This window comes from Marinobacter sp. 1-3A (assembly GCF_016597775.1).
In the GTDB taxonomy this organism is placed as follows: Bacteria; Pseudomonadota; Gammaproteobacteria; order Pseudomonadales; family Oleiphilaceae; genus Marinobacter; species Marinobacter xiaoshiensis.
Genome location: NZ_VCGZ01000004.1, coordinates 214,064 through 240,103, shown reverse-complemented (window position 1 = coordinate 240,103; position 26,040 = coordinate 214,064). Strand labels below are relative to the sequence as shown.

The following is a 26,040-nucleotide window of genomic DNA, read 5'->3' as shown; positions in this document are numbered from 1 at the left end:
ATCGAATTAACGACGAACCTGGATGCGCGCTTCAACACGACGGTTTTCAGCACGGCCTGCCGCAGTGGCGTTAGTGGCAACAGGCTCGGTAATGCCATAGCCTTTCGCGCTTACTTTGGAAGGATCGACGCCCAGAGGACCAGTCAAACGGCCAGCAACTGCTTCAGCACGACGCTGTGACAGAGCCAGGTTGTATGCTGCTTTACCTGTGTTGTCGGAGTGGCCAGCGATTTCTACAGAAGTTCCTGGGTTGTCTTTCAGGAAGTCTGCTACACGGCGGAGTTCCGCATCGTAGGCGTTACCGATTACTGAACTGTTCGTTGGGAACTGAACTTCAATGGTGAACGTCTCGACAGTTTCAGTTACGCCTTCGCAGCCGGTCTCGTCTACTTTTGCACCGGCCGGAGTGTCTGGGCACAAATCCTGGCTATCAACTACGCCATCGTTGTCGCTATCCAGTTCACAGCCGCGGCTGTCTACCATGGCACCTGCTGGGGTGTTGGGGCAGGCATCACGAGCGTCGGGTACACCGTCGCCATCGGCATCTGGCTCACAGCCAGTGCTGTCAACGGTTGCGCCAGCTGGAGTGCCTGGGCACTGATCGCGGGAATCGGGTACGCCATCACCGTCTGAGTCAGCTGGAAGCTGAGGTGCTGGAGCAGGTGCGCTTCCAACAGTACGGCTGAATGCAAAGCTGATGCCGAGGGAAACCTGGGTATCGAAGGTGCTTTCGTCGATGCCGTGGAATTCACGCAGGTCACCACGCAGAGATACCGCGTCTGTTACGTTATAGCGGAAGCCTGCACCCACGTTTACACGGGTTTCATCGTGATCTGTGCCGGCTGTGCGGTAGCTGATTGTATCGCCAACGCCAAAGTCAGCATGCCCTGCACCCAGAGATACGTACGGGTTCCATGCTTTGTCTGGGGTTGCGAAGTAGTAGATACCGTCTATGCGGAGCTCTTCGAAATCTGATGAGCCGGGAACATATTTACGGTCTGCATCTGCGCGCGAATAGATAGCTTCGACTGCCCAGTGTGGCTTGAACCGGTATTCCAGGCCAACACCAAACGTGCCGGTCTCGCTCAGATCGCGGGCATCGTCAAAAAGCTGGAAGGCGGCGAACGGGTTAACGTAAACCGTTTCCTTACGCTCAGCCAGGGCTGGGGCAGCAAGAGTTGTTGCGATGGCAGCCATCGCTATCGGGCGCATGATCTTCATGCAGGACCTCCTGTTCGGTTTATTTTAAAACGCTTTTGAGTCATTTAGGTGATCATAGAGCGTACATATAGCCAATTTAAGCTAAAGAGGTACAAAAAACAAAGAATTGATGATTAATGTTACATTAGGAAATGTACGTGCCGAGCGACTCACTTCAGGTTATGAACAGCATTTTACAGGGCAGGGACGCTGAAATAGAGGTGTGCACTTTTTTTACTGAAATGCATTTTCTCGCCGCCGCTAAAATGCACTTCGAAGGAGCTCTCATCTTCACCAACCACGGAGCCTGCGCCGAAAATGGAGTGAGTGAGGCGCGCATGATGCCATAGGGGGGCGTTGGTGCTGGTAGAGGCGTGAGCCTCGCCCTCGAGAGTTACACCTTCTTGTGAAGCGTAGCGCGAACTGACGGGTGTTAATGGAGCTTGCAGCTCCAGCTTGTTCTCAGAGCCTGGCGCTTTCTCATCGAGCCAACGCCCGAACTCACTGGCCAGATTAAAACAGAACTCCTCAACAAACCGGCTGGGGCCTTGATCACCATCCAGGTGAGGCTGAGCGCTCGCTGGGCGGGTGATCAAATGCAGAGCGTTTTGAGTTCGGGTCATGGCTACATAGAGCAACCTGCGCTCACTTTCTAAAGTTGCCCGGGCATCGTCCTGTGAGCGCGGGCTGTGGGGTAGATACTTCTCTTGCAGCCCTGGAATGATCACCCTTGGCCATTCCAGCCCTTTGGTGCGGTGGATGGTGGAGAGCAAAACCCCCGCGTTAGCCTGTGCTTCGCTGGCTTGTTGGCGCAGAGCCTTCAGGTGTGCAAGCGTGCCTTTGGCATCCTCGTTCAAGCCTTTCAAATACTCCCGAAAGCCGTGAATGGTATCAATGCGTTCCTCTGCGCTTTCGTGGGTCAGGGCCAGGCTGCGAACACCCTCATACAACTCAGTGTGCTCTGCATAAACCGTGATTAGCCCTGCAGCAGGGCCGGAATAGCCGTGCAGTTGGTTTAGAGCCTCGCCCAGTTTGCGTAGCTTGCGTGCCGCCATAGGAGCCAGTGCGCCGAAATCCAGTGCCAGTAGGCGCTCGTGCCAAGCATTGGAAAAACCGGCCAGAAAGCGCGCTAATTGTTCCAGCTCGGGTTCCTTGAGGCCAACATGGGGGAGGCGAAGAAGCTGGCGCGCTAGTTCCAAGCGGTCTTCTTCCGGTAATTTTTCAAGCGTACCGGAAACCACCTTTAACAGTGCCGTGATGGCCTGAACCTCACGGCTGAACAGCGCGCCTTTGCCCGCATCGATGCGATAAGGAATTTGCCGCGCCAGCAATTTGAGTTCAATGGGCACACTCTGGCTCCAGACCCGGAACAGGATGGCAGTATCGGCCAGAGTGCTTTCGGCTTCTTCGCCGAGGATCTGTAACACGGCCTCTGCATCATTCTCCACCCGGTGCAGTGCAATCTCGGTAGCCGGAGTGGAAGGGTGGGAGTGGCACAATACATCCTTGCGCCCGGTGTTGTGGCATATCAGGTGGTTAGCCAACAGAGCCACGCGATGACCATAGCGGAAGGTGTAGCTCAGGGTTTGTTCAAGCGGGCTTTCAAATTCATCGCTGAAGCGCTTCAGAATAAACTCCGGTTTGGCACCCCGGAATTCATAAATGGTCTGGTCCGGGTCCCCAACTACGGTAACCCTGGCGCGGTCGCCGGCAACATAGCGCAATAACAGATGCTGGATCTCGTTGGTGTCCTGGTACTCGTCCACCAGAATCAGATCCATCTTGTTGCCCACCAGTCGCTGTAAAGGCGGGTTCTGGTGTATGGCCATCACTGGCTCGTACAGCATATCCGCAAAACTGATCCGGCTTTGCCCTTTGCGCCACTGCTCGAAGCTGTGGAACAGATCAATCAGGTATCTGTGCTTTTCTGAGTAGCCCAGCTCTTCAAATACTATTTCTGCAGGCGACAGGGTGGTTTTCACCAGATCAATAAACCCAGTAGCTGTCTCAACAAAATCCTTCTTGTTACGCCGGATCTCATCTGCCAGATCCTCAGGCGCCAGCCTCCGAATTAATAGCCAGGCCTGAAAGCTGATCTCCTGCTCGGTCAGGATTTTTTCGGAGAACCCCGGCAGGTAGCCTTCACGCACAAAGCGCTTGTACAGCCGCAGCCCCATAGCGTGATAGGTGCGTATTTCAGGCAGTGCTAACCCGCTCTGGTGACAAATCTCCTGCAGTTTCCGTTCAAAATCCACACGGGCACTTCGGTTGAACATAAGCACCAGAATGCGCGCGGGGTCGTGACCTTGCTGCAGTAGGTAGCGAATGCGCCAGGCCAGGGTGGATGTTTTACCGCTGCCAGCCACAGCGGTGATCACCGAGTGTTCGTAGCCGGCGGTAATAATCGCCCGCTGTTCGTCAGTGAGAAAATCAGGCAGATCAAGGGCGGGGGATTCAAGGGTCTTTGTTGGCATAGGTGCTATTGTACTGGCCAACTGGTAGCGCGGGTACCTGTGCCGCATAATTGCTGACAATCTGTTGGGTTTACCTTTTACTACCCATCGTTCTAGTTGGGGGGAACAGAAGCAGTGGGGAACACTTTCCAAAATACGCTGTGAATACGTCCGTGTACGCTCGGCTCCGCCTCTCACTGCTAATGCTCCTGCGTCGCGGTGAGAGTCCGGGGTTGGCCGTCCATGGCCAACCCGTGAAGAGCTTTTCGCTCTTCACCCATGGCTCCGCACGATTTTGGAAAGTGTTCCCCACTGCTTCTCACCTCGACATTTTTAGGAGACGAATGTGCAAACTGAAAAATCGATAAACGTACTTGGGGAAAAGCTCGAAACCTGTAGTACAGATCCGGAAACCGGTTTCTATCGGGATGGCTGCTGCAATACAGGACCGGATGATCACGGATCGCATACTGTATGTGTTGTGATGACCGCCGAGTTTTTGGAGTTCTCCAAGTCTCGTGGGAACGACCTGAGCACGCCGGTGCCTGCGTTCGGGTTCCCCGGCCTGAAAGCCGGAGACGGCTGGTGCCTGTGTGCAGCTCGCTGGCGTGAAGCTTTTGAGGCGGGCAAGGCCCCTCGGGTGCGGTTGCGTGCAACGCATCAGGCGGCGTTGGCGCACTGTGATCTTGGTGATCTGAAGTCTCATGGAATAGACCTCAGTTAATGAGTCCTGAAACGGAAACCTTTTCGCCAGACCTGGACGCATGGCGTTTTCTTCAAGCCGAACTTGCGGCTGCAGGGCAGCGGCGGCTGGTGTTGGTGGAAGGCGCCCGCGATCTTGCCATGCAGTGGTTGCAGGCACTGCTGCCAGCTTTGGAGTTGGAAGGCGGGCTTTGGGTTGGAGGAGCAGGTGATGCCCCGGACAGTCGCCTGACCAGTATTGAGCCCGCTAAGACGCGCCAGTGGCTGGGTCGGGAAACGTCGGTCATTGTGTGGGATGGCTGGCGGGGCAATCCGCCGGATGGGTTTGCGGCGCTTTCGGGCACGCTGAAGGCGGGTGGTTTGTTGTTCTGGTTGATGCCTTCGCTGGAGGAGTGGGGGCATTTTGCTGATCCGGATTATTCCCGAACGGGTCTGGATCACGATGAGTCGCATCCTTTTGCGAAGCGAATGGCGGGCATTCTGGCGAAAGATTCGTCGGTGATCCGGGTGCAGCTCGGTTCGCCTCAGGTGTTGGTTCTGCCGGAGCTGCCCAGAGTAACGTCTGAGTTTACTGTAACCACAACACCGGATCAGCAAGAGCTGATCCGTAAGCTGGTGGCTTTCGGGCTTGGGCGCAGGCGTCGGCCAATGGTGGTGACAGCCGATCGGGGCCGAGGAAAATCTGCGGCTTTGGGAATGGCTGCGGCACAACTGCTGCAACAGGGTCGCCGGAACATTCTGGTAACCGCCCCTTCTAGAGATAATGTAAACAGCCTGTTCAAGCATGCCCGGGAAACCCTGGGCGCAGACGTACTGGAGGCGGGCACGGATCTGATTGAAACCGTGACAGGCGCTCGACTGCGCTTTTTGCCGATCCGGGATTTGTTGCGGGAAAAGCCGGAGGCTGAGGTGGTGATGGTGGATGAGGCTGCCGCTATCCCTGTGCCTTTGTTAAAGCGTGCTCTTTTGGGTTGGCCGCGGGTAGCTTTTGCATCCACTGTGCATGGCTATGAGGGTGCCGGGCGTGGGTTTGCTATCCGCTTTCGCCAGATACTCGATGAGAAAACGCCCCAGTGGCAGTCGCAAACGCTGTCTGAACCAGTACGCTGGGCAGACGGAGACCCGCTGGAAACCCTCATATCTGATCTTTTCCTGTTGGGTGCCGAGCACCAGCCAGTTGAGCTGGCAGATACAGCGGCGAACCAAGTCATGATTGAGCCCTGGCAGCCAGCCCGGGCTTCCGAGGCAGAGCTGGCGGAGGCATTTGGCTTGCTGGTGGACGCCCATTACCGCACAACGCCTGCAGATCTCCGGCAGTGGCTGGATGATCCTGCCGCCAGAAGCTGGCGAGCCACTGTGAATGGACAGGCTCTGGGCGTGCTATGGGGCGCTGTGGAGGGCGGGCTGAGTAATGATTTGGCAGAGTTGGTTGCCAGCGGCAGGCGCCGGGTGCGAGGGCATCTTCTGCCCCAGTCTCTGGCCAGTCATAGTGGGTTCCCGGAAGCGGCCAGCCAGCGAGGTTTGCGAATTATCCGCATTGCGGTATCGGCTCCTGCCCGGCGCTTTGGTCTTGGGAGCCGGCTGGTTGATGAAGCGGCCAAGGGTGCAGAACTCGAAGGCCTGGATTTTACGGGCACCAGTTTCGGCGGCAATTCCGACCTTTACGCCTTTTGGGCATCCTGCGGACTGGAATTTGCGCGCGCTGGGCTGCAGCAGGAGGCTACCAGCGGGGAGTATTCGGTACAGATGGTTCTGGCTCACAGCGCAGGAGCAGCCACTTTGGTTCCGCAGGTGCGAGACCGGCTGGCGCGACACTGGCTGACGCTGGTGCCACTGAACTGGAAAGATCTGGAGCCGGAATTGCTGCTTGAGATAACCGCTGGCCTGCCATCAGGGCGCAGGCCGGATGCTGCAGACATCCGGGACCTGCAGAATTTCTCGGCAGGGTACAGGGGCTTTCAGCTGATGCTTCCGGTTTTGCGGGAGCTAAGCATGGTTTCCGGCGTTGCAGTTTGGCTTCTGGAGCATGCTGAGGCGACTCTGTGGTGTCAGGCTGTACTTCAAGGATTGAGTTGGGCTGATCTTCAACGTGAAGGGCTATGTGCAGGGCAGCGGGATGGCGAGGATCGTTTACGCCAGGTTACCCGTGAACTTCTGCAGAAGGGGCCAGAGTTGTGACCCGCTCGATTTAATTATCAGGGCCACCTGCTCAGAATAGGCCACACTTACCTGATAGAGACTGCTCGTTATGGCCAAGGGAATCGGCTTCTCCCACCAATCGCTCCTGCTATCTGTTTTTTTACTGGCGTCAGGCCTCGTTGCTGTGACCGGATGTGCTTCAAGAGAGGCTCCTGCCAATCTGGGTCAACAGGCAGAAATCGCGTTGGGTTCAGATCTCTATCGAGCAGCAGCGAAAGCAGACTTTGATGCAGTCAAAAAGCTGAAGGAATCCGGTGCGCCGCTGAATACGCTGACAGGAAACGGCACACCGCTAATGGCGGCAGTGCAAGCAAAGGCGGATCGTGTCGTGTGGTACTTGTTAAGCCAGGGTGCGAATTCCGATCTTGCTGAAAGCGATCAGGTTACGCCGCTAATGGTTGCTGCAGAGCAAGGTGATCGCCGGCTGACGCGCTTGCTGCTGTCTGCTGGTGCCAAGGTAAACGCGAAGGACCTGAAGGGCTATACACCGGTTATGCGCGCTGCGGAGACGGGGCAGCTCTCGGTCGTGAAAATACTTCTGACCGCTGGGGCGAATGTGAATGTCAGCCAGGATGGGGAGTCACTGCTGATGAAAGTGGTTGCCACTGGAGACCTGCTCACTGCAGAAATGCTGCTTGCTGCAGGAGCAGATGTAAACTTCCGGGCAGAGAATGGTGAAACAGCGCTCGACGTGGCTCGCGCAAATAACCATCAGGATCTGGAAATGCTGCTGGTACAGGCCGGCGCTAATTTATAAAGCCTTCAGATTTAGCCCATATTATTCAAGCTGCATGGGATCGGTCTGATCGTCCCATACCGGCGGGAAGTGAGTGTCAATTACCGCATCGGGTACATCGCGAATGTCGGCGAATGACCATTGGGGGCTTTGGTCCCGGTCAATCAGTTTTGCTCGAATACCTTCTGCCAGATCGGGCCTGCGTACACATTCCCAGGCCATGGCCAGCTCCATGCGGAATACATCTTTCAATGACATCTGCTGGGCTTTTTGAAGCTGGTTCCAGACCAGCCAGGCCGATACCGGGCATCCGCCTTCGAGAGTTCTTACGTTGGCTTGCCACCACTCAGAATTGATAGGGGCAGCCAGCAGTTGATCAACGATCTCGGGCAGGCTGGAACCGGCGCACAACCTCGCAATATCACGTTCGTGCAGCTCCAGGTGGCTGGCGGGGAGCGCCGGGTAGTCCGGAGTTTCAGCCTGGCTCAACAAGCGAAACAAACGGTTGTCATCGGCTGCTCTGTTACCGCTCCAGCGCTCCGCCTGCAAGCTTGAGAGCAGTCCTTGATGGTTGGAGTCTGGTAATGCCATGTCTGCCAGCCCAACGCGCAGGGCGTCGCTCACATTCAGGTGAGCACCGGTCAGGCCCATAAATAACCCGAGGCGGCCGGGCAGGCGATTGAGGAACCAGCTGGCACCCACACCCGGAAACAGTCCAATGGATACGGCCGGCGTGGCGAGCGAAGCCTCTGGTGTAAGTAATCGGTACCGGCAGGCGGAAAACAGACCAAGTCCACTGCCCATGATGGGGCCATGCCCGATAGCAACGACGGGCTTGGGGAATCTGCGCAGAGCATAGATCAGTTCGTATTCGAGTCTCAGGATGCTGAAGGCGCCTTCTTTGTTTGTTGAGCCCGTTACTGATTGATAAAGCCCGCGCAGGTCGCTGCCCGAGCAGAATCCGGTTTTGTCTGAGCCGCGTATCAAAACAACACAGATGCGTTCATCGTCAGCCCAGCGCGCAAGGCAATCCCTTAATTGGGCGATCATCACACTGGATAAAGCATTTAGCGTTGTAGGGGAGTTCAGGGTCAGTGAGCCGATGAGGCCCTCACGACAAGGAAGTTCTTGAACCTCTACAGACATTAGTGGAGTCTCCGGGTGGTAAAACGCTTTCTGGTGCGGTTTTTTGTTTGCATAGCGTCTGTAACTGGATAAAAGTCAAAGATGGCGAGTCTTGAAGGAATCGCATTGATCTATGGCATTTGCGACATGTTACGTCTGTGCTATAACTTCTCGCCAGTTCTCTATTAGGTTTAGAACACCTATACGCGACACTTAAAACGATGATGAGAGGTTAATCATAATGAAACTTAAACACTATGCTGTTGCAGGTCTTTTCGCACTGAGCGCCGCCGTTCCTGCTGTAGCTTCTGCGGCTGGTAATGTAGAGGCAGGCAAGGCGAAGTCTGCAGTGTGTGCTGCCTGCCACGGCCAGAACGGTATTGCACAGATTCCGATGTACGCCAACCTCGCGGGCCAGCATGAGCAGTATCTGGTTTCTGCACTGAAGGCGTACAGAAGCAAAGAACGTAACGGCGGCATGGCGGCAATCATGCAGGGTCAGGCAGCTTCTCTCAGCGATGAGGATATTGCTAACCTGGCAGCTTACTACGCAAGTCTGCCAGCTGGCGGCAAGTAAGCGTTATTGCATTAGTACAGCAGCTCAGGCTGCTGTACTAATGATTCGGTAGCTTGGGCGATAAGCCGAAGATCCCGGTAGCTTCATGCGGTTATTGGCAACAAACTGTTCGAGCATAGCTTCAAGAGGCTTGATCAGGGACGGATCCCCAGTGATCTCAAAAGGTCCCTTCTCCTGCACCTTTCGGATACCCCCATCCTTTACGTTACCAGCCACTATGCCACTGAATGCCTTCCTCAGATTCGCAGCGATCAGATGGACCGGCTGATCGCGGTGTAGCTCCAGGGCCAGCATGTTTTCGTGATCCGGCTCGAAGGGCATCTGGAATACAGGGTCGATTTTCAGCATCCAGTTAAAATAATACGCATCCTGCATCGCACGGCGGAAGGTTTCAACGTCTTTGAGTCCCTTTTTCATGGTCTGGGCCACCAACACGGGGTCATCGATAATAATTTCGTACTTTTTGGCGGCTTCATCCCCAAGCGCTGTGCGGATGAATTTGTCGATCATCTCGAAGTACTCAGCATTTTCTTTTCTGCCAGTGAAAACCACCGGGAAGGGCAGGTCAGCATTGTCCGGATGCAGAAGGATGCCCAGCAGGTAAAGAATTTCCTCAGCGGTGCCGACGCCCCCGGGGAAGACAATAACGCCGTGCCCGCAGCGCACAAAGGCTTCCAGACGTTTTTCAATATCCGGCATGATAATCAGTTCATTAACGATGGGATTAGGCGCTTCTGCACCAATGATGCCGGGCTCAGTAATGCCTATGTAGCGACCGTTTTTAACCCGCTGCTTTGCGTGGCCTATTGTTGCGCCTTTCATCGGGCCTTTCATGGCCCCGGGGCCGCATCCGGTGCATATACTCAGCTCTCGCAAACCAAGCTGGTGGCCAACTTCCTTGCTGTACTGGTATTCCTCATGGCTGATGGAGTGCCCGCCCCAGCATACGACCAGATCGGGCTGCCGACCTGTCTTCAGAGCCCGGGCATTGCGCAGTATATGGAAAACCATGTTGGTCAGGTCTTCAGGCCCGTTGCCTTTCAGAATTCCTGCAAACTTGGGCGTGGAGTGGGTGTACACGATATCCCGCAGAACCGAGAACAGGTGCTCCCGAATCGCCAGGAGCATTTCATCATCCACAAATGCATGGGCCGGCGCGTTAATCAGCTCCAGCTTTAACCCTCGGGGCTGGGGTATCAGGCGTATATCAAAATCCGCGTAGGTCTGCATCAGGTCCTGGCAGTCATCGGTCACAGCACCGGTATTCAGCACAGCCAGAGCGCATTGCCTGAACAGCTGATACAAGCCGCCCTCGCTTTTATCTTTAAGTAGATTGACCTCGTGATTGGACAGTATTTCCAAGCTGCCCTCAGGGGATACGAGGGCATTGATGGTGGGTGCAGTCATGAACGGAAAAGCTCCTGAGTGTTGCGGTAATACCCGATTTTGAGGCATAACGCCGAAGCGTTACACTATGCGCTCTCCTGATCATACACCATTCGACAAAACGCCCATTTATGAAACTGCTTATTCGTCCTGCCTCTGAGGTTGCTATCAAGAGCAAGCCTGTTCGTCGTCGCCAGATGCGTCAGCTGCGCCAGAACATCCGTAGAATTCTGACCCGGCTTGACGAGGATATTGTCGTAGAAGGCAGCTGGGACCGAGTAGATGTTGATGTGCCCGAAGGCCGCGGTCTGGCGGGCGCGGTGGTGGATGAACTGATGCGTATCCCCGGTATTTCCACTATTCAGGAAATCGCCGCTTTCCCGCTTGTCAGCCTTGAGGATATTGCCGAAAAAGCCGTGGCAGCGTTCGCTGGCCGCCTCGACGGGAAAACCTTTGCTGTTCGGTCCCGGCGGCACGGAAAGCATGACTTCCGCTCAGTGGACCTCCAGCGTTTTGTGGGCAGCGAACTCTACCTGTCCGCATCGGGTGCCAGCGTTGATTTGCGCTCACCTGAAGTAGAGGTGCGTATCGAGGTGCGGGACGACCAGTTCCACATTGCCAATCGCAAACATCGCGGCTTGGGGGGCTACCCGCTGGGCAGTGTCGAGAATGTATTGACGCTGATCTCGGGCGGTTACGATTCGTCGGTAGCGGCCTATCTGATGCTGCGCCGGGGCATGCGTAGCCACTTTTTGTTTTTCAATCTTGGTGGTGTCGCTCACGAAGTGGGTGTACGCCAAGTGGTTCACTACGTGTGGAGCCGTTACGGAGCATCCCACGGCGCCAAGTTTATCTCCGTGCCTTTTGATGGTGTGGTGGAAGAGATCATGAAGTCGGTTAGTCACCGGCATTGGGGCGTGGTGCTCAAACGGCAAATGTTGAAGGCCGCGAGTGAGCTTGCGCGCAGCAATAACGCCGCTGGCCTGGTGACGGGTGATGCGGTGGCCCAGGTGTCGAGCCAGACATTGACCAACCTGAACGTTGTTGACCGGGCCAGCGACGAAGTGGTTTTGCGCCCTTTGATCGCCATGGACAAGGAAGCCATCATCAAGCTTGCGCGGGAAATTGGCACGGAGGCCTATGCGCGCAACATGCCTGAGTATTGTGGTGTGATCTCCCAGAAGCCGACTACCCGGGCCCGCTTGTACCGGGTGGAAGCCGATGAGGCCGAGATGGATCCCCAGGTTCTGGTGCAGGCCATTGAAGCCCGTGAAGAAACGCTGGTAAGTGACTTGCTGGATACCACTATCACCCCAGAAGATGTGGAGCTGGTAAAAACACCCGCTGTAAGCGACGTGGTTATTGACGTGCGCCATCCGTCGGAAGGAGAGCAGTCGCCCTTGATGCTCACTGGCAACGAGATTCTTAAAATCCCTTTTTACGAGTTGAACCGCAAGGTGCCAGAGCTTCCCGCCAACCGACAGTACCTGCTGTATTGCGATCGCGGCACCATGAGCCGAATGCATGCAGTGCACCTGAAAGCAGAGGGGCACGGCAACATCAAGGTTTACGCGCCCGCTTCATAACGAATTAGCTGCCCATGCCTTTGAAGAACTGCTGTACGTTCTCGCTCAGGCTGTCCAGATCATAGCCGCCTTCCTGCACGACCAGTGTTGGAAGGCCAAGCTGGCGCATGTGTGTGCCGAGTTTGCAGAACCCTTCCGACGATACTGACACCTTGGCTTGGGGGTCGTCTTTATAAATATCAAAGCCCAGCGTCAGAATCAGTGCATCCGGCTGGAACAGCTTGATGGCCGCCATAGCCTCCTCCACCTTCGTGAAAAAGTCGTCCTCTGATGAACCATGAGGCATGGGCAGGTTGATGTTGTAACCGTACCCCTCACCTTCGCCACGCTCATTCTCAAAGCCAGACACCACCGGGTAGAAGTTGGTCGGGTCGCCGTGAATGGATATGTAGAGCACATCGCTGCGCTCATAGAAGATTTCCTGAATGCCCTGGCCGTGGTGCATGTCGGGATCCAGAATAACCAGACGAGGGAACCGGGATTTCATGTGCTCGGCGGCAATGGCGGCATTGTTGAGATAGCAGAAACCACCGGCGGAATCCTTGCGGGCATGATGCCCTGGTGGGCGGCACACGGCGTAGGAAGTGCGATCTCCCGCCATGAGCGCGTCAGCGGCCGCCAGGGCGGTTTGCGCAGACCAGTAGGCCGCTTCCCATGTGTGCTCCCCAATGGGGCTGCTGCCGTCGGCCTGATATCGGGCTGCTTCTGCCAGAATGCCTGTCAGGTGGTTGGGAGAGCGAACGAAGATGTTAGACATCACTTCCTCCCCCCAGTCGTCCATTTCCTTCCAGCGACGGTGAGCTGACTCGAGAAAGCGCAGATACCCCAGATCGTGCACCTTGGCAATCGGCCGGGCTCCCTGGTCAGAAGGCTGCAATACCGGTATTCCTGCCGCTTTCAAACCCTCCAGCATTTGGTGGGTGCGATCTGGCACCTCCTGAGGCTGACGCATCTGACCCCGGGTGAAGTAGGATTGGGGGGAATGCTTGTCTTGAGCTGGATGGAAAAATGCTTTCATTATCCGACCTCCTGGTTTCCGGTGCTGCTGCGGTATTACCCAGTTGCTGTGAATGCAGACACTGTGAGTATGAGCACTTGGGAGTATAGGCACAGATTGGGATTGGTCAAAAGCCGGGCCATCGACTTTACAGGTAGTGATTCAGCATCCAAGATGAAGGACGGATTCAATTCATACAACCGTGCACCTTTGTGGGTGTCGTTACTGACTGAACAGGAGCCGAAATGATCGAGTCACCACTGCTGGGAAAGATGACTGGCTACATCGGCGGTCGCTGGACTGACAATGAACAGGGCAACACCTTTGATGTTTACAACCCGGCAACGGGCAAGGTGATTGCGCAGGTTGCCTCCATGCCTGAAAGTGAGGTGAAGGCGGCGATCGAGGCAGGCAAGTCTGCGCTGCAGCTGACCCACCCCTACTCCATCGAAACCCGCAGGAAATGGCTGGAAGACATTCGTGATGCGCTCAGGGCAAACAAGGAAGAAGTAGGCAGGGTCCTGTGTCTGGAGCACGGCAAGCCTTTGAACGAAGCCCAGGGTGAGGTGGATTATGCCGCGGGCTTTTTCGATTACTGCTCGAAGAATATTCAGGCGCTGGACGCTCACGAGCTCCCCGGAAAACCACGAGACTGTACCTGGACCGTTCATTATCGCCCGGTTGGGGTAACGGCTCTCATCACGCCCTGGAATTTTCCCATTGGTATGATTGCCAAGAAGCTGTCGGCGGCCCTGGCTGCTGGTTGTCCCTCAGTGATCAAGCCGGCAAGCGAAACGCCATTGACCATGATTGCGCTGTTTGAGTTGATGGACAAGCATGTGGGCCTGCCTGATGGCATGGTGAACCTGGTGATGGGAAAGGCCAGCGTGATTGGCAAGGTTCTGTGCGAAAGCCCGGATGTGCCCATGTTGAGCTTTACCGGGTCGACAGAGGTTGGCCGTAAGCTGGTTGTGGATACCGCTGACCAGATTAAAAAACTGGCTTTGGAGCTGGGTGGCAACGCGCCGTTTATCGTATTTGATGATGCGAATCTGGACGCCGCCGCAGACAACCTGATTGCCAACAAATTCCGTGGCAGCGGGCAAACCTGCGTGTGCGCAAACCGGATCTTCGTGCACGAAAAGGTGATGGACGCCTTTGGTACGAAGCTTGCGGAGCGGGTGAACAAAATGACTGTTGGGGATGGCATCGCAGGTGATGTTGATATTGGTCCACTGATTAATAAAGCCGGCTTCGACAAGGTAAAACGCCACTTGGAAGACGCCTTGAACAAAGGTGCTGCCCTGGTTGCGGGCAAGCAGCCTGGTGATCTGGGTGAGGGCCACCTGTTTTTCCCGCCAACGGTTATTTCCGGCGTCACTCCGGATATGTGCTGTTCACGGGAAGAAACCTTCGGGCCCCTGGTGCCTATGGCCAGTTTCCGCACCGAGGAAGAGGTTATCGAGGCGGGTAACGATACTGAATTCGGCCTGGCTTCCTACGTGTTCACGGCAGATGCGGAGCGTGCCCAGCGGGTAGCTGCAGGTTTGCGGTTTGGGCACGTGGGTTGGAATACAGGTTCAGGGCCTACGCCTGAGGCGCCATTCGGCGGCATGAAGGCATCTGGAATCGGCCGCGAAGGCGGGCTTGAGGGGTTGTTCGAGTTTGTCGAAGCGCAAACGATACCGAGGGGGTTCTGATCTCTGGGCAGTCCTTTTAAACACAGAAGGCGAGCCAATGGCTCGCCTTCTGTGTTTTCGGCAACTGTTTAAGGTGTAAATATAACCTTAACAGAACTGTCTACATCGGCTTCATCAATGTAGCCGATGCTGCCTGGCGTCGATGAAACCCGCGCTTTCATTGCTGCGGCATTGTTTACTTCGGCGGGCGGTTGGCCACGGCCGGTAAACACCTGCTTGGACCAGAAGGCCTTGAGCTGGGCATCGTTGCGCCCGGTGATCTTGTCGTGGAACTGAGCGCGCACCGCGTCGCCACTGGCCATTTCAAATGTTGTGGCTTTCTGTCCGTCGGGCAGTTCATTACTGCGATTAAGGTACAGATCGCGCACTTGATTTTCGGTGATGCTGTCTGGGCCAGCACTGTGGCCGATCACTACAACATCGGCCAGAGCAAGGGGGCTAACCAGCAAGCTGGCCGCAAACATCAGGCTTAGCTTTTTCATAGGGGCCTCCGTTAAAACGCCGAGTCGAGTTTCAGGGTGTAGACGTTGGTGCTGTTTTTGCCAGCTGGCAGAACGTAAGCAGCATCCAGTCCTCCTGCAGCATTCTCAAAGCCGGTTACGTGAGTAACGTCCCCTTTGATTGCAACACCTGGTGTGATGTCCCAGCGTGCACCAATACTGTATTCGTCTCTCCGGGTGTTCAAAGCTGGTCCGAGAAAGGTGCGGTCGTCGTTATCCGTACTTTCGATCCAGCCAATTACCGCGTAGGGGGTTACGCTGCCAAACCGACGACCCACGGAAACGTATGCAGAGTCTGTATCTGCAAATTCTCCGTCGATTTTTGCCCGCGTTACTTCCGAGATAACCTGCCAGATGCCATCGTCATAGCCCAGGCCTAAGCCCAGGAACAAGGCTCGTTCACCATCTGAAAGGGCATACTCATGTACGCCATCCTGGTTAAGGTCAATATCAATGTTGACCTGAGCTGTTCCGACAATCGCTCTTGCAGTCCAGACATAGTCAGTCCACGAGAGAGTGGTGCCGAAAACGTTCCTCAATTCTGAAGGCCCAGTGGTTCCTTCTTCATCGGTGAATCCGGTGAAGAGCTGGCCTGTAACGGCTGAGTTGTCCAGATTCATTGTGTAGGTTGCATCTGCCCCTACATAGCTTTTTATAGAAATTGGGCCGTAAACGCTTTGTGGTGGCCGAGCCCAAGGCTGGGAGTAGCCCACTTCCAGGGAGTCGGAATACATGAACAGCGGCAGGCGCATTTTACCTGCACGGAGCTGCAGGTTGTTTATGGGGCGGTAGCTCAGGTAGGCCCACTCAACTACGGGGTCCCAGTCCTCTGCGCCGCGCCCTACCAGCTGGAAAACTGCCTGGCTCTTGTCAGAAACGTCAAACGTTCCTTGCAGAGCGAACAGGCTCAGATCTGCCACGCTGGTCTTTTCGGTTATACCGTCAAATCCCGCATCGTTGCTGGATTTTGCCACACCGGTGCTGAAGAAACCGTTGAAACGAACACGGTCATTCTTGGCGGTATTCACCTGCTGTTGCATGGAGTCCAGCTGCTGTTGCATGCGCGCCAATGTGTCTTCTGTGCTTTGGGCCGAAACGGAGCCCGCAGCAATGGCCAGAGCCAGCGGTGCGAAATGTAGAAATTTCTTCATAAGGAATTGGTCCGTACGTCTTTTGTGGTTAATTTACACGCGGAACTGGCTGGCAACGGTTTGCAGGCCGTTGCTGACGCTCTGAATATCGCGACTGACGTTATCCAGCTCATCGGTGCTTTCCATGACTGCCTCGGCATTCCGGTGCATGTCCGTCATGTAAGTGGTTACTTCGTTAAATGTCGTGCTTTGTTCGTAGGTGGCAGCAGCAATCTGTTCATTCAGCTCACTGATCTGCTGCACGTTTTGCAGAATGCGGGACAAAATCTCACCGGATTCAGTGGTCGCTTCCACGCCCTCATGGGCTTTATTTACACTGGCTTTCATGGAGGTAACCGCTGAAGACGACAGCTTGGAGAGCTCTGAAATTACACCCTGAATTTCTTCCGTTGCTTTGTGGGTACGTACTGCAAGCCCACGCACCTCGTCAGCAACCACTGCAAAGCCGCGGCCATGTTCGCCGGCACGCGCTGCCTCAATCGCGGCGTTCAGAGCCAGCAGGTTGGTTTGTTCTGCAACGGTTTGAATGGTGTCCAGCAAACCCCCGACCCGGGCAGAGAACTCGTCGAACTGATTCACCAGACCAGCGGTATTCTCAATGTCGCTGACCAACTCGCGGATGGTGGCCACATTTTTCTGTACTTTTTCCTGGCCCGATTGGGCGAAGCGCGCTGCGTCCTGGGTCTGGTCCGAGGCGCTGGAAGCAAAACCTGCTACTTCTTCAACACTTTTTACCAGTTCATCCACAGAGTTACGGGTAGAAGAAATTGCCTGTGCCTGGCTGCTGATGCGCTCAAGGTTGGCCCGGCTGGCATCGGTCAGGTGGCCTGTTGCTGTGTTCAGTCCATTCACGTCATCGCTGATAGTGGCAAATGATTTATGCAGCTTGGCAACGAACAGGTTGAATTGATTAACCAGTTCCCGGAGTTCATCCCGGCCTTCATAGTTCAGGCGACGAGTCAGGTCGCCTTCGCCAGAGGCCATGTTCTTCAGGGAGTCGATAATCTGGGTAAGGCTGGTGGAGATGGAACGACCGATCACCAGGCTTATTGCGATCAGCACTACAACGGTAGTGACAAGAATAATCAGCGCCAGAGTTTGGGCATTTGTTGAGGCTTCAGCGGTTTCCGAAATGGCGCCCTGGAACCGTGCACGATTGTTTTCAAGCATGGCGTTCAGGCCAGCCTGCAGTTGCTCCAGACGGGCTGCGTTACGGGCTGCGTCGTCGCCAATGCGTGTGAAGTCCGCTGTGCCGTCGATAATGGAGGTGGCAAGGCGGGACGCGTTGTCGTAGTAGTTGTCGAGGTCCCGGCTCAGCTTTTGAATATTGCTGGCTTGGGCGGGGCTCAATTCCGCAATTTTTTCCAGGTTGGTCGCAATGGTGTCTCGGTAGGCCTGGGTTGCTTCCAGCTGCTGGTCGTCCCCCGTGGTAACCGCACCACTGATTTGTTGCTCCATCAGCTTTAGCTGGCCTTCATTAATAGTGGTCAGTTCCAGCGTCGGATAAAGGCGATCTTTTACCTCGCTCAGGCGTTCAGAGTTGGAGCGTTCTGTTATAAACGCGAAGCCCTGACTGATGACAAATGCGAGGATGGCAATGCTGACCAGTAAGCCAAGCTTTTGTGAGATTTTAAGTGATGACAGCATAGTCTTTTCCTGACGGAACAACCCAATGTGGCGGAATCAGCATATAGGTTGCTATTAGTAGGCGAAATGGTGATTGTGTTTCGTGCTGTTATGTTCTGTTGTCGGCTGATTTTGCAGTAACTTTATAGTAAGGCGAGTCTAAAATGTTAAGCCATCGATCGGGATCGGGGCAGGCTCGGTCACGACTTGTTATAATCTTCGGCCAGAATTCCCCATTCTCCGGACTACAGTGATTTCCCCATGGATGTCTCCCACATTATAGATTCCCTGAATGATGCCCAGCGTGAGGCAGTTACGGCACAGAATGACCACTTGCTGGTGCTGGCGGGTGCCGGCAGTGGCAAGACCCGGGTGCTGGTGCACAGGATTGCGTGGTTGATGCAGGTGGATCGGGTTCCGCCTACGGGGATTCTGGCGGTCACCTTTACCAACAAAGCTGCCAAAGAGATGCGTTGCCGCATCGAGGAGATGATGAATATTCCGTCTCGGGGCCTTTGGTTTGGCACCTTCCACGGTATTGCTCACCGGCTGTTAAGGGCGCATTCGAAGGATGCCGGGCTGCCGGAGAACTTCCAGGTACTGGACAGCGATGATCAGCTGCGCATGGTCAAACGGGTAATGCGGGAAGCCCAGATTGATGAAAGTCAGTTTCCACCCAAGCAGGCTCAATGGTTTATCAGCAGCCAGAAAGACGAAGGTTTGCGGGCCGACCACATTCAGGAAAATCCGGGAGACCATTTCACCTCCACCATGGTGAAGGTATACCGCCGCTACGAAGAACTGTGCCAGCAGAGTGGACTTGTGGATTTTGGCGAGCTATTGCTTCGCTCCCATGAACTCTGGCTGCACCGGCCGGAAATACTGGCCCATTATCAACAGCGCTTTCAGCATATTCTGGTGGACGAGTTTCAGGACACCAACACAATTCAGTACGCCTGGCTGCAGGTTCTTGCGGGTAATCGTGTACCACTGACTGTGGTGGGCGATGACGACCAGTCCATTTACGGCTGGCGTGGCGCAAAAATAGAGAATATCCAGCAGTACCAGAGGGATTTCCCGAATTCCCGGCTGGTGCGGCTGGAACAGAACTACCGTTCCACTCAATTGATTCTGAAAGCCGCTAACGCCGTAATTGCCAACAACCAGGGCAGGCTCGGTAAAGAGCTTTGGACAGATGGCGTGGAAGGTGAGCCCATCAGTCTGTACGCAGCATTCAACGAGCAGGACGAAGCCAACTATATCGCCGATAGCATCTCCAGCTGGGTCAATGAAGGCAACCTGCGTAGCGAATCCGCCATCTTGTACCGCTCCAACGCCCAATCCCGGGTGCTGGAAGAATCCCTGATGCGCCAGGGCATACCTTACCGCGTATATGGCGGCCTGCGCTTTTATGATCGCCAGGAAATCCGCAACGCCTTGGCTTATCTGCGCTTGGTGCATTATCGCCGTGATGATGCGGCTTTTGAGCGCGTGGTGAACTTGCCCACTCGCGGCATAGGCGCCAAAAGTCTGGCCGAGCTGAGGGAGTACGCAACCAGCCAGAGTATTTCTCTGTGGGAGTCCGCCGAACGATTGCTGGAGGCCGGGCAGGTAAAAGGCCGGGCCAAAACCGGGCTGCAGGCGTTCCTCGATATTATAGAAGAGCTGTCTGCGATGGCTGAAGGCGCGTCGCTTCATGGGCTTATGAAGCAGACTATCGAAGCCAGCGGCCTGAAGGACTACCACGCCAGTGAAAAAGGCGAGAAGGCTCAGGCCCGGGTGGAGAACCTGGAAGAGCTGGTTAACGCCCTTGCAGATTTTGATGTGGAAGAGGGTGTGGACCCGCTCTCGGAGTTTATTGCTCAGGCAGCTCTGGATGCTGGCGAATCTCAGGCGGAAGATCACGAAGACAGTGTGCAGCTCATGACTTTGCACTCTGCAAAAGGCTTGGAATTCCCGTTGGTATTCCTTGCCGGTGTTGAAGAGGGTTTGTTCCCTCACAGCATGTCTCTGGAAGAGCCGGGGCGCATGGAGGAAGAGCGGCGGCTGGCCTATGTGGGCATCACCCGGGCCATGAAAAAGCTGGTGATCACCTATGCGGAATCCCGTCGTTTGTATGGTCAGGAGAAGTTCAACGCGCTTTCCCGCTTCGTTCGGGAGATTCCCAGTGACTGCCTGCAGGAAGTACGGTTACGCAACACGGTAACCCGCCCAGCTATGTTGGATCGTCCTAATGAGGGCTTGTTCAGTCAGGACTCTGCCCAACAGACCGGTTTCAGCCTGGGGCAGCGGGTTCGGCACCCCAAATTTGGCGAAGGTGTGGTGATGAATGCTGAAGGCACCGGGCACCACACAAGGGTGCAGGTGAATTTTGATGAAGGTGCCAAGTGGTTGGTGCTGGCTTATGCGCCGTTGGAGGCCTGCTAACTATTATCGGGGAGCGCAGGCAGGGGGAAGGCTTTTCAAAACACGCTCCTTGCGGCACATCCATGTGACGCTTGGGCTCCGCTTCTCACTGCTTTATGCTCCTGCGTCGCAGTGAGAATCCTGGGTTGGCCGTCCTTGGCCAACCCGTGAAGAGCTGTCGCTCTTCACCCATGGCTCCGCACAGTTTTGAAAAGCCTTACCCGGCCTCCGCTATCGACGCTGTGCTAGCCTCCTACTACATCAATACCGCGTAAATAACCCCAGCCAGAATGACTCTGTAGATAACGTAAGGCCACATGCCCACCTTGTTCAGCCATTTCAGGAAGAAGTGGATAGCGGTAATGGCAATAACGAAGGATGTAACGCCCCCTACCAGAAATGCACTCCAGTCCACGGCAATATCCGAAGTCGCTACTTCCAGAAGCTTAACTGCAGAGGCCAGAGCGGTAATGGGAATGGCCAGCAGGAACGAAAAGCGGGAGGCTGTTTCCCGGCTCATGCCCAGGAACAAACCGGCAGTTATGGTAATGCCAGAGCGAGAGGTGCCGGGTACAAGGGCGATGGCCTGTGCGATACCTACCAGTAAAGCGTCTTTCCAGTTCAGAGAGTCTATCGAACGTTGGCGTTTGGGCATCCAGTCTGCAACACCCAGCAGCAGGCCGAAGAACAGGGTGGTGGCAAAGATGATTTCTACCGCCCGCAGTTCGTTATCGATGATATCCAGTAACGCCAAGCCCGCGAGGCCAGCCGGGATTGTGCCAATCACCATATACAGCGCCAGTGCGCCCTGGCCGACTACGCGGCGTTGGCTCATGGATATGAGGCCGTCGCGGGCGATGCTGAATACGTCGGTGCGGAAGTAGATCACTACCGCCAATAGGGTGCCCACGTGAACCGCAAGGTCGAACGCGACGCCCTGATCCACCCAGTCAAAAAATGCAGGTACAAGGATCAGGTGGGCTGAGCTGGAAATCGGCAGGAATTCGGTCAGTCCCTGCATAAGGCCAAGGAAAAAAGCCTGGAGAAAATCCATTCTGTTGGTTCCGTTCGGGTCAGAGGTTTGCGGTTCAATGGTAAGAAAGATGGGCGGGATATTAGCAGGGTGGTGGTTGGCTGAACAGGTCGCGAGCCCCGGCACTGTGCTTTGTAAGGTAGACCCGGCCAGTCACCGGGGCTACGCGCGGCGGTCAGGCCGGGAATTTATCTCGGGTATTGTTGGCGATCCGCACCAGAACCAGCATCAAAGGCACTTCCACCAGCACACCAACTACTGTGGCGAGCGCCGCACCGGACTGTAGGCCGAACAGAGCAATGGCAGCAGCCACGGCCAGTTCAAAAAAATTGCTTGCGCCAATCATGGCGCCGGGTGCGGCGATGCAGTGGCGAACCTTCCACAGTCTGGCCCAGCCGTAGGCGATGAAAAAAATCAGCACCGTCTGGATGATTAGCGGCACGGCAATCAGCGCAATGTGCAGTGGGTTCTCCAGGATGACTTCGCCTTGAAAGGCGAAAAGCAATACCAGGGTGACAATCAAAGCTGCCGGCGTAATGGGACCCAACCGCTTCATGAACACTTCGTCGTACCACTGCTCGCCTCGGCGTGCGATTAATGTGCGACGGGTGAGATAGCCGGCGGCCAGCGGGATCACGATATACAACACAACCGACAGAATCACTGTATCCCAGGGCACCTGGATGTCGGAGATGCCCAGCAATAAAACCACAATGGGCGCGAAGGCAAACAGCATAATGATGTCGTTCAGGGATACCTGCACCAGTGTGTAGGCCGCATCGCCTTTGGTGAGGTAGCTCCACACGAACACCATGGCCGTACAGGGTGCCGCGCCCAGTAAAATGGCGCCAGCCAGGTATTCGCTGGCCAGTTGCGGAGCAATCCAGGGCTCAAACACCACCATCAGGAAGAACCAGGTAATGGCGAACATAGTGAAAGGTTTGATCAGCCAGTTCACGATGGTGGTAATGGCCAGCCCTTTCGGCTCTTTTCGTACACCAACAATCGCACCAAAATCGATTTGCGCCATCATTGGAAAGATCATCGCCCAGATCAGGATAGCGATAGGGAGAGACACCTGGGCGTATTCGAAGCGGGACAGGGTTTCGGGTATTCCGGGCGCAAACTGGCCCAAGGCTACGCCGGCAACAATCGCCAGAGCAACCCAGACCGAAAGATAGCGTCCGAATAGATCCATGCCCTCTGAGGGAGTGCTTGCGGCTTCAGTAATTTGGCTCATGGTGTAATTTGTAATCTCGCTGTCCGGGTGTCTTTACTTTGTCATCTTCGATAATTAGTATCGCAAAAAAAGCATATATGGAAAACCGAATATGCAAATTAATCAGGATTGGACAGCTTCATGATTAGAGACGTTGTTCCTCAGCAGGAAACTGCGTTGAAGCACCAAGACTTCAGCCCGGTCTCCGTTTTCAAGGCCTTGAGCGATGAGTTACGGCTGGCAGCTTTGCTGCTTATTCGGGGGCAGAAGGAATTGTGTGTGTGCGAACTGACAGAAGCCTTTGCTGTGTCCCAGCCGAAGGTCAGTCGTCACCTTGCCACATTACGAGAGGCCGGACTGGTAGAAACAGAGCGTCGTGGGCAATGGGTTTACTATTCAGTGAACCCACAGTTGCCGGACTGGGTAGCTCGGATTCTTGATGAAACGGCGCAAAATAATAAAGCCTTGATCGAAACGCCTATGGCGAAGTTGCAGGCAATGGCCGAGCGCCCGGCACCGCAGTGCCCCTGAACATTCATTGGATATATCACCTGCGAAATTCGCAAGGAGAACACCATGAGTAAAATCAAAGTAGGCATTAACGGGTTTGGCCGTATTGGTCGCTTGGCGTTAAGGGCCGCCTGGGAGTGGCCTGAACTGGAATTTGTGGCGATTAATGACCCGGGCGCAGACGCTCATACTTTGGCTCATCTGCTGAACTTCGACAGCATCCATGGCCGCTGGAGCCGTGAGGCAGCTGCTGATGGCGATGACATGGTGATTGATGGCCAGCGCATTCGTGTCACTCGTAATAAAGCCATTGCCGATACCGGCTGGTCTGGATGCGATCTGGTGATCGAAGCCAGCGGTGCGCACAAGACAGTGTCGGCGCTGCAGGGCTACCTCGATCAAGGCGTAAAACGGGTGGTGGTCACCGCGCCGGTGAAAGAAGCGGGCGCGAAGAATATTGTTGTGGGTGTGAATGAAGATATTTTTGACCCGGCCAGGGATCGAATCGTAACCGCGGCGTCGTGCACCACCAATTGTTTGGCGCCAGTGGTGAAAGTGATTCACGAGAAACTGGGTATCAAGCACGGCTCCATTACCACCATCCACAGCCTGACCAATACCCAGACAATCATTGATGCGCCCCACAAAGACCTGCGGCGGGCGCGGGCTTGCGGCAGTTCGCTGATCCCCACCAGCACCGGCTCAGCGACGGCGATTATCGAAATATTCCCGGACCTTAAAGGACGTTTGGATGGCCACGCAGTGCGTGTTCCCCTCACCAACGCGTCTCTGACGGATTGTGTGTTTGAGGTGGAAACGCCCACAGATCGCGATGCGGTAAACCGGCTGCTCAAAGAAGCCTCAGAGGGTGAATTGAAGGACATTCTGGGCTACGAAGAACGCCCGCTGGTATCCATCGATTACAAAACAGATCCGCGCTCGTCCATCGTCGATGCCTTGTCCACACTGGTGGTCAACGGAACTCAGGTGAAGATCTACGCCTGGTACGACAACGAGTGGGGTTACGCCAACCGCACCGTTGAACTGGCGCGCAAGGTGGGCCTGGCTTGATATGAATACCGCCATTCGTCAGTACCTGGTGATCACGGGTAATTATTGGGCCTTCACCCTGACGGATGGTGCCCTGCGTATGCTGGTGGTGCTGCACTTTCATCAGCTCGGATACTCGCCCCTTGAAATCGCTCTGCTATTCGTTTTCTACGAGTTATTCGGGGTGGTGACCAATCTGGTGGGTGGTTATCTGGGCGCTCGTATGGGTTTGAATCGCACCATGAACATCGGGCTGTTCCTGCAAATAGCAGCCTTGGCCATGCTGGCTGTCCCGGCGGCCATGCTCTCAGTGCCCTGGGTGATGGCGGCGCAAGCTTTGTCTGGTATTGCCAAAGACCTGAACAAAATGTCTGCCAAAAGCGGTATCAAATTGTTGGTGCCAGATGAACAGCAGGGCACTTTGTATAAATGGGTCGCCATACTGACGGGATCGAAGAACACGCTGAAAGGCGTGGGGTTTTTTCTGGGTGGCGTGCTGCTGATGTCGGTGGGTTTCACCGGCGCGGTGCTTACCATGGCTGCGGCTCTCGGGTTGGTTTGGCTGGCCAGTCTGTTTTTGCTTAAACAGGAATTGGGCAAGAGCACCGCAAAACCCAAATTCCGGGAGATTCTTTCAAAAAGCCCTGCCATTAACGTGCTGTCTGCAGCCCGTATGTTTCTGTTTGGTGCCCGGGATGTGTGGTTTGTTGTGGCTTTGCCCGTTTATCTGCATACGGTCTTTGGTTGGGATTTCTGGAAGGTCGGCGGCTTTATGGCCACCTGGGTCATCGGCTATGGCTTTATCCAGACCATAGCGCCCCGGATTACCGGCACAAGCGAAGGCAAGCAACCTGCCGCATTCTGGGCAGCAGCACTGGCATTGGTTCCTGCGGCTATTGCCCTTGGTCTGATGGCCGGCTGGTCACCACAGATCGTGGTTATCGGTGGTTTGTTGCTGTTCGGAATCTTGTTTGCCATCAATTCCTCCCTGCATAGCTATTTGATTGTCAGCTATGCCAGAGGTGATGGTGTATCCCTGGATGTGGGTTTTTATTACATGTCCAATGCCGCAGGCCGACTGCTGGGTACAATATTGTCTGGCTGGGTGTATCAGGTTTACGGGCTGGAGGCATGCTTGTGGATATCATCGGGTCTGGTATTAACAGCAGCGTTGCTGTCGTTGATGCTGCCGGAAAGGCATGTGGCTGAAGCATGACAGCAGGTGAAATCAAAAACGCAGAACCAGCCCTGCACCTGCTTCAATCTGAAGGTAGCCGCTGCTGCGGTAGGTAAGTTCGCAGCCGCCGGAGCAGAGCACAGAACCGCCGGAATCCAGGGCTGTGTAGATTCCACGAAGGTCCAGTCGCAGGCGCAAGCTGTCGTTAAGTAAGAATTGATAACCACCTCCGAGGGAGAGCGCAAGGCGATGCTCCGTATCGAAACCTGAACCCTTTGGCTCAAGCCGCGTTACGCCCAACACCCCAGAGGCAAAGCCACCGTGGGTTTTTCGGCCCGGAAAGTAGAGCCCACCGAACTGCAGCTGATAAATCGTAACGTCAGTTGCCTGTGCTCCCGTGGTAAACAAACCGCTATCGAGCTTGGCCGAGGTATCCTGCCGGCCAAAATACAGTTCGCCCTGCTTGCCTGCTTCTGGCAGGTCAAAGTTTAGAACAATCCCTTGGCTAACAGAGTCCTTGAATTTGATTTGATCCTTGGTGCTGGCGCTGGCGGATTCAATATCGATAGAGCTGCCCATGCGGTAGCCTGCGAAAGGCGTGATGCCAAAATCGGCAGCTACTGGGCTCGAAATCAGGGAAAGGGCTGTCGTGAGTATAAATAGCTGCCTGAAGCTCATGGGCTGAGGATCTCTGATTTCTTGAAAGG

At 55.2% G+C, this 26,040-nt stretch carries 21 protein-coding genes; 10 read left to right on the top strand and 11 right to left on the bottom strand.

Going from position 1 to position 26,040, the window contains the following annotated elements:
- Positions 1 to 6: 6 nt before the first annotated feature.
- Both FE848_RS08305 and FE848_RS08300 read right to left on the bottom strand, forming a co-directional pair.
- The gene (locus tag FE848_RS08305; protein WP_200202325.1) at positions 7 to 1,221 is read right to left on the bottom strand and encodes an OmpA family protein; all 1,215 of its coding nucleotides are present in this window, start codon (positions 1,219 to 1,221) and stop codon (positions 7 to 9) included.
- Between the two features lie 173 nt (positions 1,222 to 1,394).
- Positions 1,395 to 3,722 (bottom strand): ATP-dependent helicase, encoded by a 2,328-nt coding sequence (locus tag FE848_RS08300; RefSeq protein WP_200202471.1) that lies wholly within the window; start codon positions 3,720 to 3,722, stop codon positions 1,395 to 1,397.
- A gap of 277 nt (positions 3,723 to 3,999) precedes the next feature.
- On the opposite strand from FE848_RS08300, the gene FE848_RS08295 reads away from it, so the two are divergent.
- The 3 genes from FE848_RS08295 (at position 4,000) to FE848_RS08285 (ending at position 7,311) form a co-directional block, all read left to right on the top strand.
- Entirely contained in the window at positions 4,000 to 4,377 is a 378-nt protein-coding gene (locus FE848_RS08295) for a DUF2237 family protein (RefSeq protein WP_200202324.1), read from the top strand.
- On the top strand, positions 4,377 to 6,533 hold the full coding sequence (locus FE848_RS08290) for a tRNA(Met) cytidine acetyltransferase TmcA (protein WP_200202323.1): 2,157 nt from the start codon (positions 4,377 to 4,379) through the stop codon (positions 6,531 to 6,533). The genes FE848_RS08295 and FE848_RS08290 overlap by 1 nt, the downstream gene beginning before the upstream one ends.
- Positions 6,534 to 6,603: 70 nt before the next feature.
- Complete coding sequence (locus FE848_RS08285; protein ID WP_200202322.1) at positions 6,604 to 7,311, top strand: ankyrin repeat domain-containing protein; 708 nt, start codon at positions 6,604 to 6,606, stop codon at positions 7,309 to 7,311.
- A 21-nt stretch (positions 7,312 to 7,332) separates the two neighbouring features.
- Here FE848_RS08285 and FE848_RS08280 read toward each other — a convergent pair whose 3' ends face one another.
- Positions 7,333 to 8,436 carry an enoyl-CoA hydratase/isomerase family protein gene (locus FE848_RS08280; RefSeq protein WP_200202321.1) on the bottom strand — a complete coding sequence of 368 codons (1,104 nt, stop codon included), beginning with the start codon at positions 8,434 to 8,436 and terminating at the stop codon, positions 7,333 to 7,335.
- A 220-nt stretch (positions 8,437 to 8,656) separates the two neighbouring features.
- Between FE848_RS08280 and FE848_RS08275 the strand changes: the two genes are divergently transcribed.
- Positions 8,657 to 8,992 (top strand): c-type cytochrome, encoded by a 336-nt coding sequence (locus FE848_RS08275; protein WP_200202320.1) that lies wholly within the window; start codon positions 8,657 to 8,659, stop codon positions 8,990 to 8,992.
- A 24-nt stretch (positions 8,993 to 9,016) separates the two neighbouring features.
- Here the strand turns inward: FE848_RS08275 and ppnN are convergent, their stop codons facing one another.
- Complete coding sequence (gene ppnN, locus FE848_RS08270) at positions 9,017 to 10,399, bottom strand: nucleotide 5'-monophosphate nucleosidase PpnN (RefSeq protein ID WP_227714723.1); 1,383 nt, start codon at positions 10,397 to 10,399, stop codon at positions 9,017 to 9,019.
- A gap of 110 nt (positions 10,400 to 10,509) precedes the next feature.
- On the opposite strand from ppnN, the gene thiI reads away from it, so the two are divergent.
- A complete protein-coding gene (gene thiI / locus FE848_RS08265) occupies positions 10,510 to 11,964 on the top strand; it encodes a tRNA uracil 4-sulfurtransferase ThiI (protein WP_200202319.1) in 1,455 nt (484 codons plus the stop codon).
- Positions 11,965 to 11,968: 4 nt separating this feature from the next.
- Here the strand turns inward: thiI and FE848_RS08260 are convergent, their stop codons facing one another.
- A complete protein-coding gene (locus FE848_RS08260; RefSeq protein ID WP_200202318.1) occupies positions 11,969 to 12,982 on the bottom strand; it encodes a histone deacetylase family protein in 1,014 nt (337 codons plus the stop codon).
- Between the two features lie 224 nt (positions 12,983 to 13,206).
- On the opposite strand from FE848_RS08260, the gene FE848_RS08255 reads away from it, so the two are divergent.
- Positions 13,207 to 14,661 (top strand): NAD-dependent succinate-semialdehyde dehydrogenase, encoded by a 1,455-nt coding sequence (locus FE848_RS08255; RefSeq protein WP_200202317.1) that lies wholly within the window; start codon positions 13,207 to 13,209, stop codon positions 14,659 to 14,661.
- 68 nt (positions 14,662 to 14,729) lie between these two features.
- Here the strand turns inward: FE848_RS08255 and FE848_RS08250 are convergent, their stop codons facing one another.
- The 3 genes from FE848_RS08250 to FE848_RS08240 are packed head-to-tail and all read right to left on the bottom strand — an operon-like array spanning position 14,730 to position 17,959.
- Positions 14,730 to 15,143 carry a phosphate ABC transporter substrate-binding protein gene (locus FE848_RS08250; protein WP_200202316.1) on the bottom strand — a complete coding sequence of 138 codons (414 nt, stop codon included), beginning with the start codon at positions 15,141 to 15,143 and terminating at the stop codon, positions 14,730 to 14,732.
- A gap of 11 nt (positions 15,144 to 15,154) precedes the next feature.
- Positions 15,155 to 16,312, bottom strand: coding sequence for a hypothetical protein (locus FE848_RS08245; protein ID WP_200202315.1), 1,158 nt, complete (start codon positions 16,310 to 16,312; stop codon positions 15,155 to 15,157).
- Positions 16,313 to 16,345: 33 nt separating this feature from the next.
- Positions 16,346 to 17,959 (bottom strand): methyl-accepting chemotaxis protein, encoded by a 1,614-nt coding sequence (locus tag FE848_RS08240; protein ID WP_200202314.1) that lies wholly within the window; start codon positions 17,957 to 17,959, stop codon positions 16,346 to 16,348.
- Between the two features lie 240 nt (positions 17,960 to 18,199).
- Between FE848_RS08240 and uvrD the strand changes: the two genes are divergently transcribed.
- A complete protein-coding gene (uvrD, locus tag FE848_RS08235; protein WP_200202313.1) occupies positions 18,200 to 20,365 on the top strand; it encodes a DNA helicase II in 2,166 nt (721 codons plus the stop codon).
- Between the two features lie 235 nt (positions 20,366 to 20,600).
- On the opposite strand, the gene FE848_RS08230 is transcribed toward uvrD, so the two are convergent.
- Both FE848_RS08230 and arsB read right to left on the bottom strand, forming a co-directional pair.
- The gene (locus FE848_RS08230; RefSeq protein ID WP_200202312.1) at positions 20,601 to 21,398 is read right to left on the bottom strand and encodes an undecaprenyl-diphosphate phosphatase; all 798 of its coding nucleotides are present in this window, start codon (positions 21,396 to 21,398) and stop codon (positions 20,601 to 20,603) included.
- A 154-nt stretch (positions 21,399 to 21,552) separates the two neighbouring features.
- Positions 21,553 to 22,617, bottom strand: a complete 1,065-nt coding sequence (gene arsB / locus FE848_RS08225; RefSeq protein WP_200202311.1) for an ACR3 family arsenite efflux transporter — start codon at positions 22,615 to 22,617, stop codon at positions 21,553 to 21,555.
- Positions 22,618 to 22,737: 120 nt separating this feature from the next.
- Here arsB and FE848_RS08220 point away from each other — a divergent pair, with 120 nt between their 5' ends.
- Genes FE848_RS08220 through arsJ form a run of 3 tightly spaced genes read left to right on the top strand, consistent with a single transcriptional unit; the run spans position 22,738 to position 25,372 of the window.
- Entirely contained in the window at positions 22,738 to 23,127 is a 390-nt protein-coding gene (locus FE848_RS08220; protein ID WP_200202310.1) for an ArsR/SmtB family transcription factor, read from the top strand.
- A gap of 45 nt (positions 23,128 to 23,172) precedes the next feature.
- The gene (locus FE848_RS08215) at positions 23,173 to 24,177 is read left to right on the top strand and encodes an ArsJ-associated glyceraldehyde-3-phosphate dehydrogenase (protein WP_200202309.1); all 1,005 of its coding nucleotides are present in this window, start codon (positions 23,173 to 23,175) and stop codon (positions 24,175 to 24,177) included.
- A 1-nt stretch (position 24,178) separates the two neighbouring features.
- Positions 24,179 to 25,372: an organoarsenical effux MFS transporter ArsJ gene (arsJ, locus tag FE848_RS08210; protein ID WP_200202308.1), complete on the top strand. Its 1,194-nt coding sequence runs from the start codon at positions 24,179 to 24,181 to the stop codon at positions 25,370 to 25,372.
- 12 nt (positions 25,373 to 25,384) lie between these two features.
- Here the strand turns inward: arsJ and FE848_RS08205 are convergent, their stop codons facing one another.
- The gene (locus FE848_RS08205; RefSeq protein WP_200202307.1) at positions 25,385 to 26,011 is read right to left on the bottom strand and encodes a hypothetical protein; all 627 of its coding nucleotides are present in this window, start codon (positions 26,009 to 26,011) and stop codon (positions 25,385 to 25,387) included.
- Positions 26,012 to 26,040 lie beyond the last annotated feature (29 nt).

Coding starts and splice junctions, on each gene's coding strand:
- FE848_RS08305 (WP_200202325.1), bottom strand. CDS start 1,221: ATGAAGATCATGCGCCCGATAGCGATGGCTGCCATCGCAACAACTCTT.
- FE848_RS08300 (WP_200202471.1), bottom strand. CDS start 3,722: ATGCGGCACAGGTACCCGCGCTACCAGTTGGCCAGTACAATAGCACCT.
- FE848_RS08290 (WP_200202323.1), top strand. CDS start 4,377: ATGAGTCCTGAAACGGAAACCTTTTCGCCAGACCTGGACGCATGGCGT.
- FE848_RS08285 (WP_200202322.1), top strand. CDS start 6,604: ATGGCCAAGGGAATCGGCTTCTCCCACCAATCGCTCCTGCTATCTGTT.
- FE848_RS08280 (WP_200202321.1), bottom strand. CDS start 8,436: ATGTCTGTAGAGGTTCAAGAACTTCCTTGTCGTGAGGGCCTCATCGGC.
- FE848_RS08275 (WP_200202320.1), top strand. CDS start 8,657: ATGAAACTTAAACACTATGCTGTTGCAGGTCTTTTCGCACTGAGCGCC.
- ppnN (WP_227714723.1), bottom strand. CDS start 10,399: ATGACTGCACCCACCATCAATGCCCTCGTATCCCCTGAGGGCAGCTTG.
- thiI (WP_200202319.1), top strand. CDS start 10,510: ATGAAACTGCTTATTCGTCCTGCCTCTGAGGTTGCTATCAAGAGCAAG.
- FE848_RS08260 (WP_200202318.1), bottom strand. CDS start 12,982: ATGAAAGCATTTTTCCATCCAGCTCAAGACAAGCATTCCCCCCAATCC.
- FE848_RS08255 (WP_200202317.1), top strand. CDS start 13,207: ATGATCGAGTCACCACTGCTGGGAAAGATGACTGGCTACATCGGCGGT.
- FE848_RS08250 (WP_200202316.1), bottom strand. CDS start 15,143: ATGAAAAAGCTAAGCCTGATGTTTGCGGCCAGCTTGCTGGTTAGCCCC.
- FE848_RS08245 (WP_200202315.1), bottom strand. CDS start 16,312: ATGAAGAAATTTCTACATTTCGCACCGCTGGCTCTGGCCATTGCTGCG.
- FE848_RS08240 (WP_200202314.1), bottom strand. CDS start 17,959: ATGCTGTCATCACTTAAAATCTCACAAAAGCTTGGCTTACTGGTCAGC.
- uvrD (WP_200202313.1), top strand. CDS start 18,200: ATGGATGTCTCCCACATTATAGATTCCCTGAATGATGCCCAGCGTGAG.
- FE848_RS08230 (WP_200202312.1), bottom strand. CDS start 21,398: ATGGATTTTCTCCAGGCTTTTTTCCTTGGCCTTATGCAGGGACTGACC.
- arsB (WP_200202311.1), bottom strand. CDS start 22,617: ATGAGCCAAATTACTGAAGCCGCAAGCACTCCCTCAGAGGGCATGGAT.
- FE848_RS08220 (WP_200202310.1), top strand. CDS start 22,738: ATGATTAGAGACGTTGTTCCTCAGCAGGAAACTGCGTTGAAGCACCAA.
- FE848_RS08215 (WP_200202309.1), top strand. CDS start 23,173: ATGAGTAAAATCAAAGTAGGCATTAACGGGTTTGGCCGTATTGGTCGC.
- arsJ (WP_200202308.1), top strand. CDS start 24,179: ATGAATACCGCCATTCGTCAGTACCTGGTGATCACGGGTAATTATTGG.
- FE848_RS08205 (WP_200202307.1), bottom strand. CDS start 26,011: ATGAGCTTCAGGCAGCTATTTATACTCACGACAGCCCTTTCCCTGATT.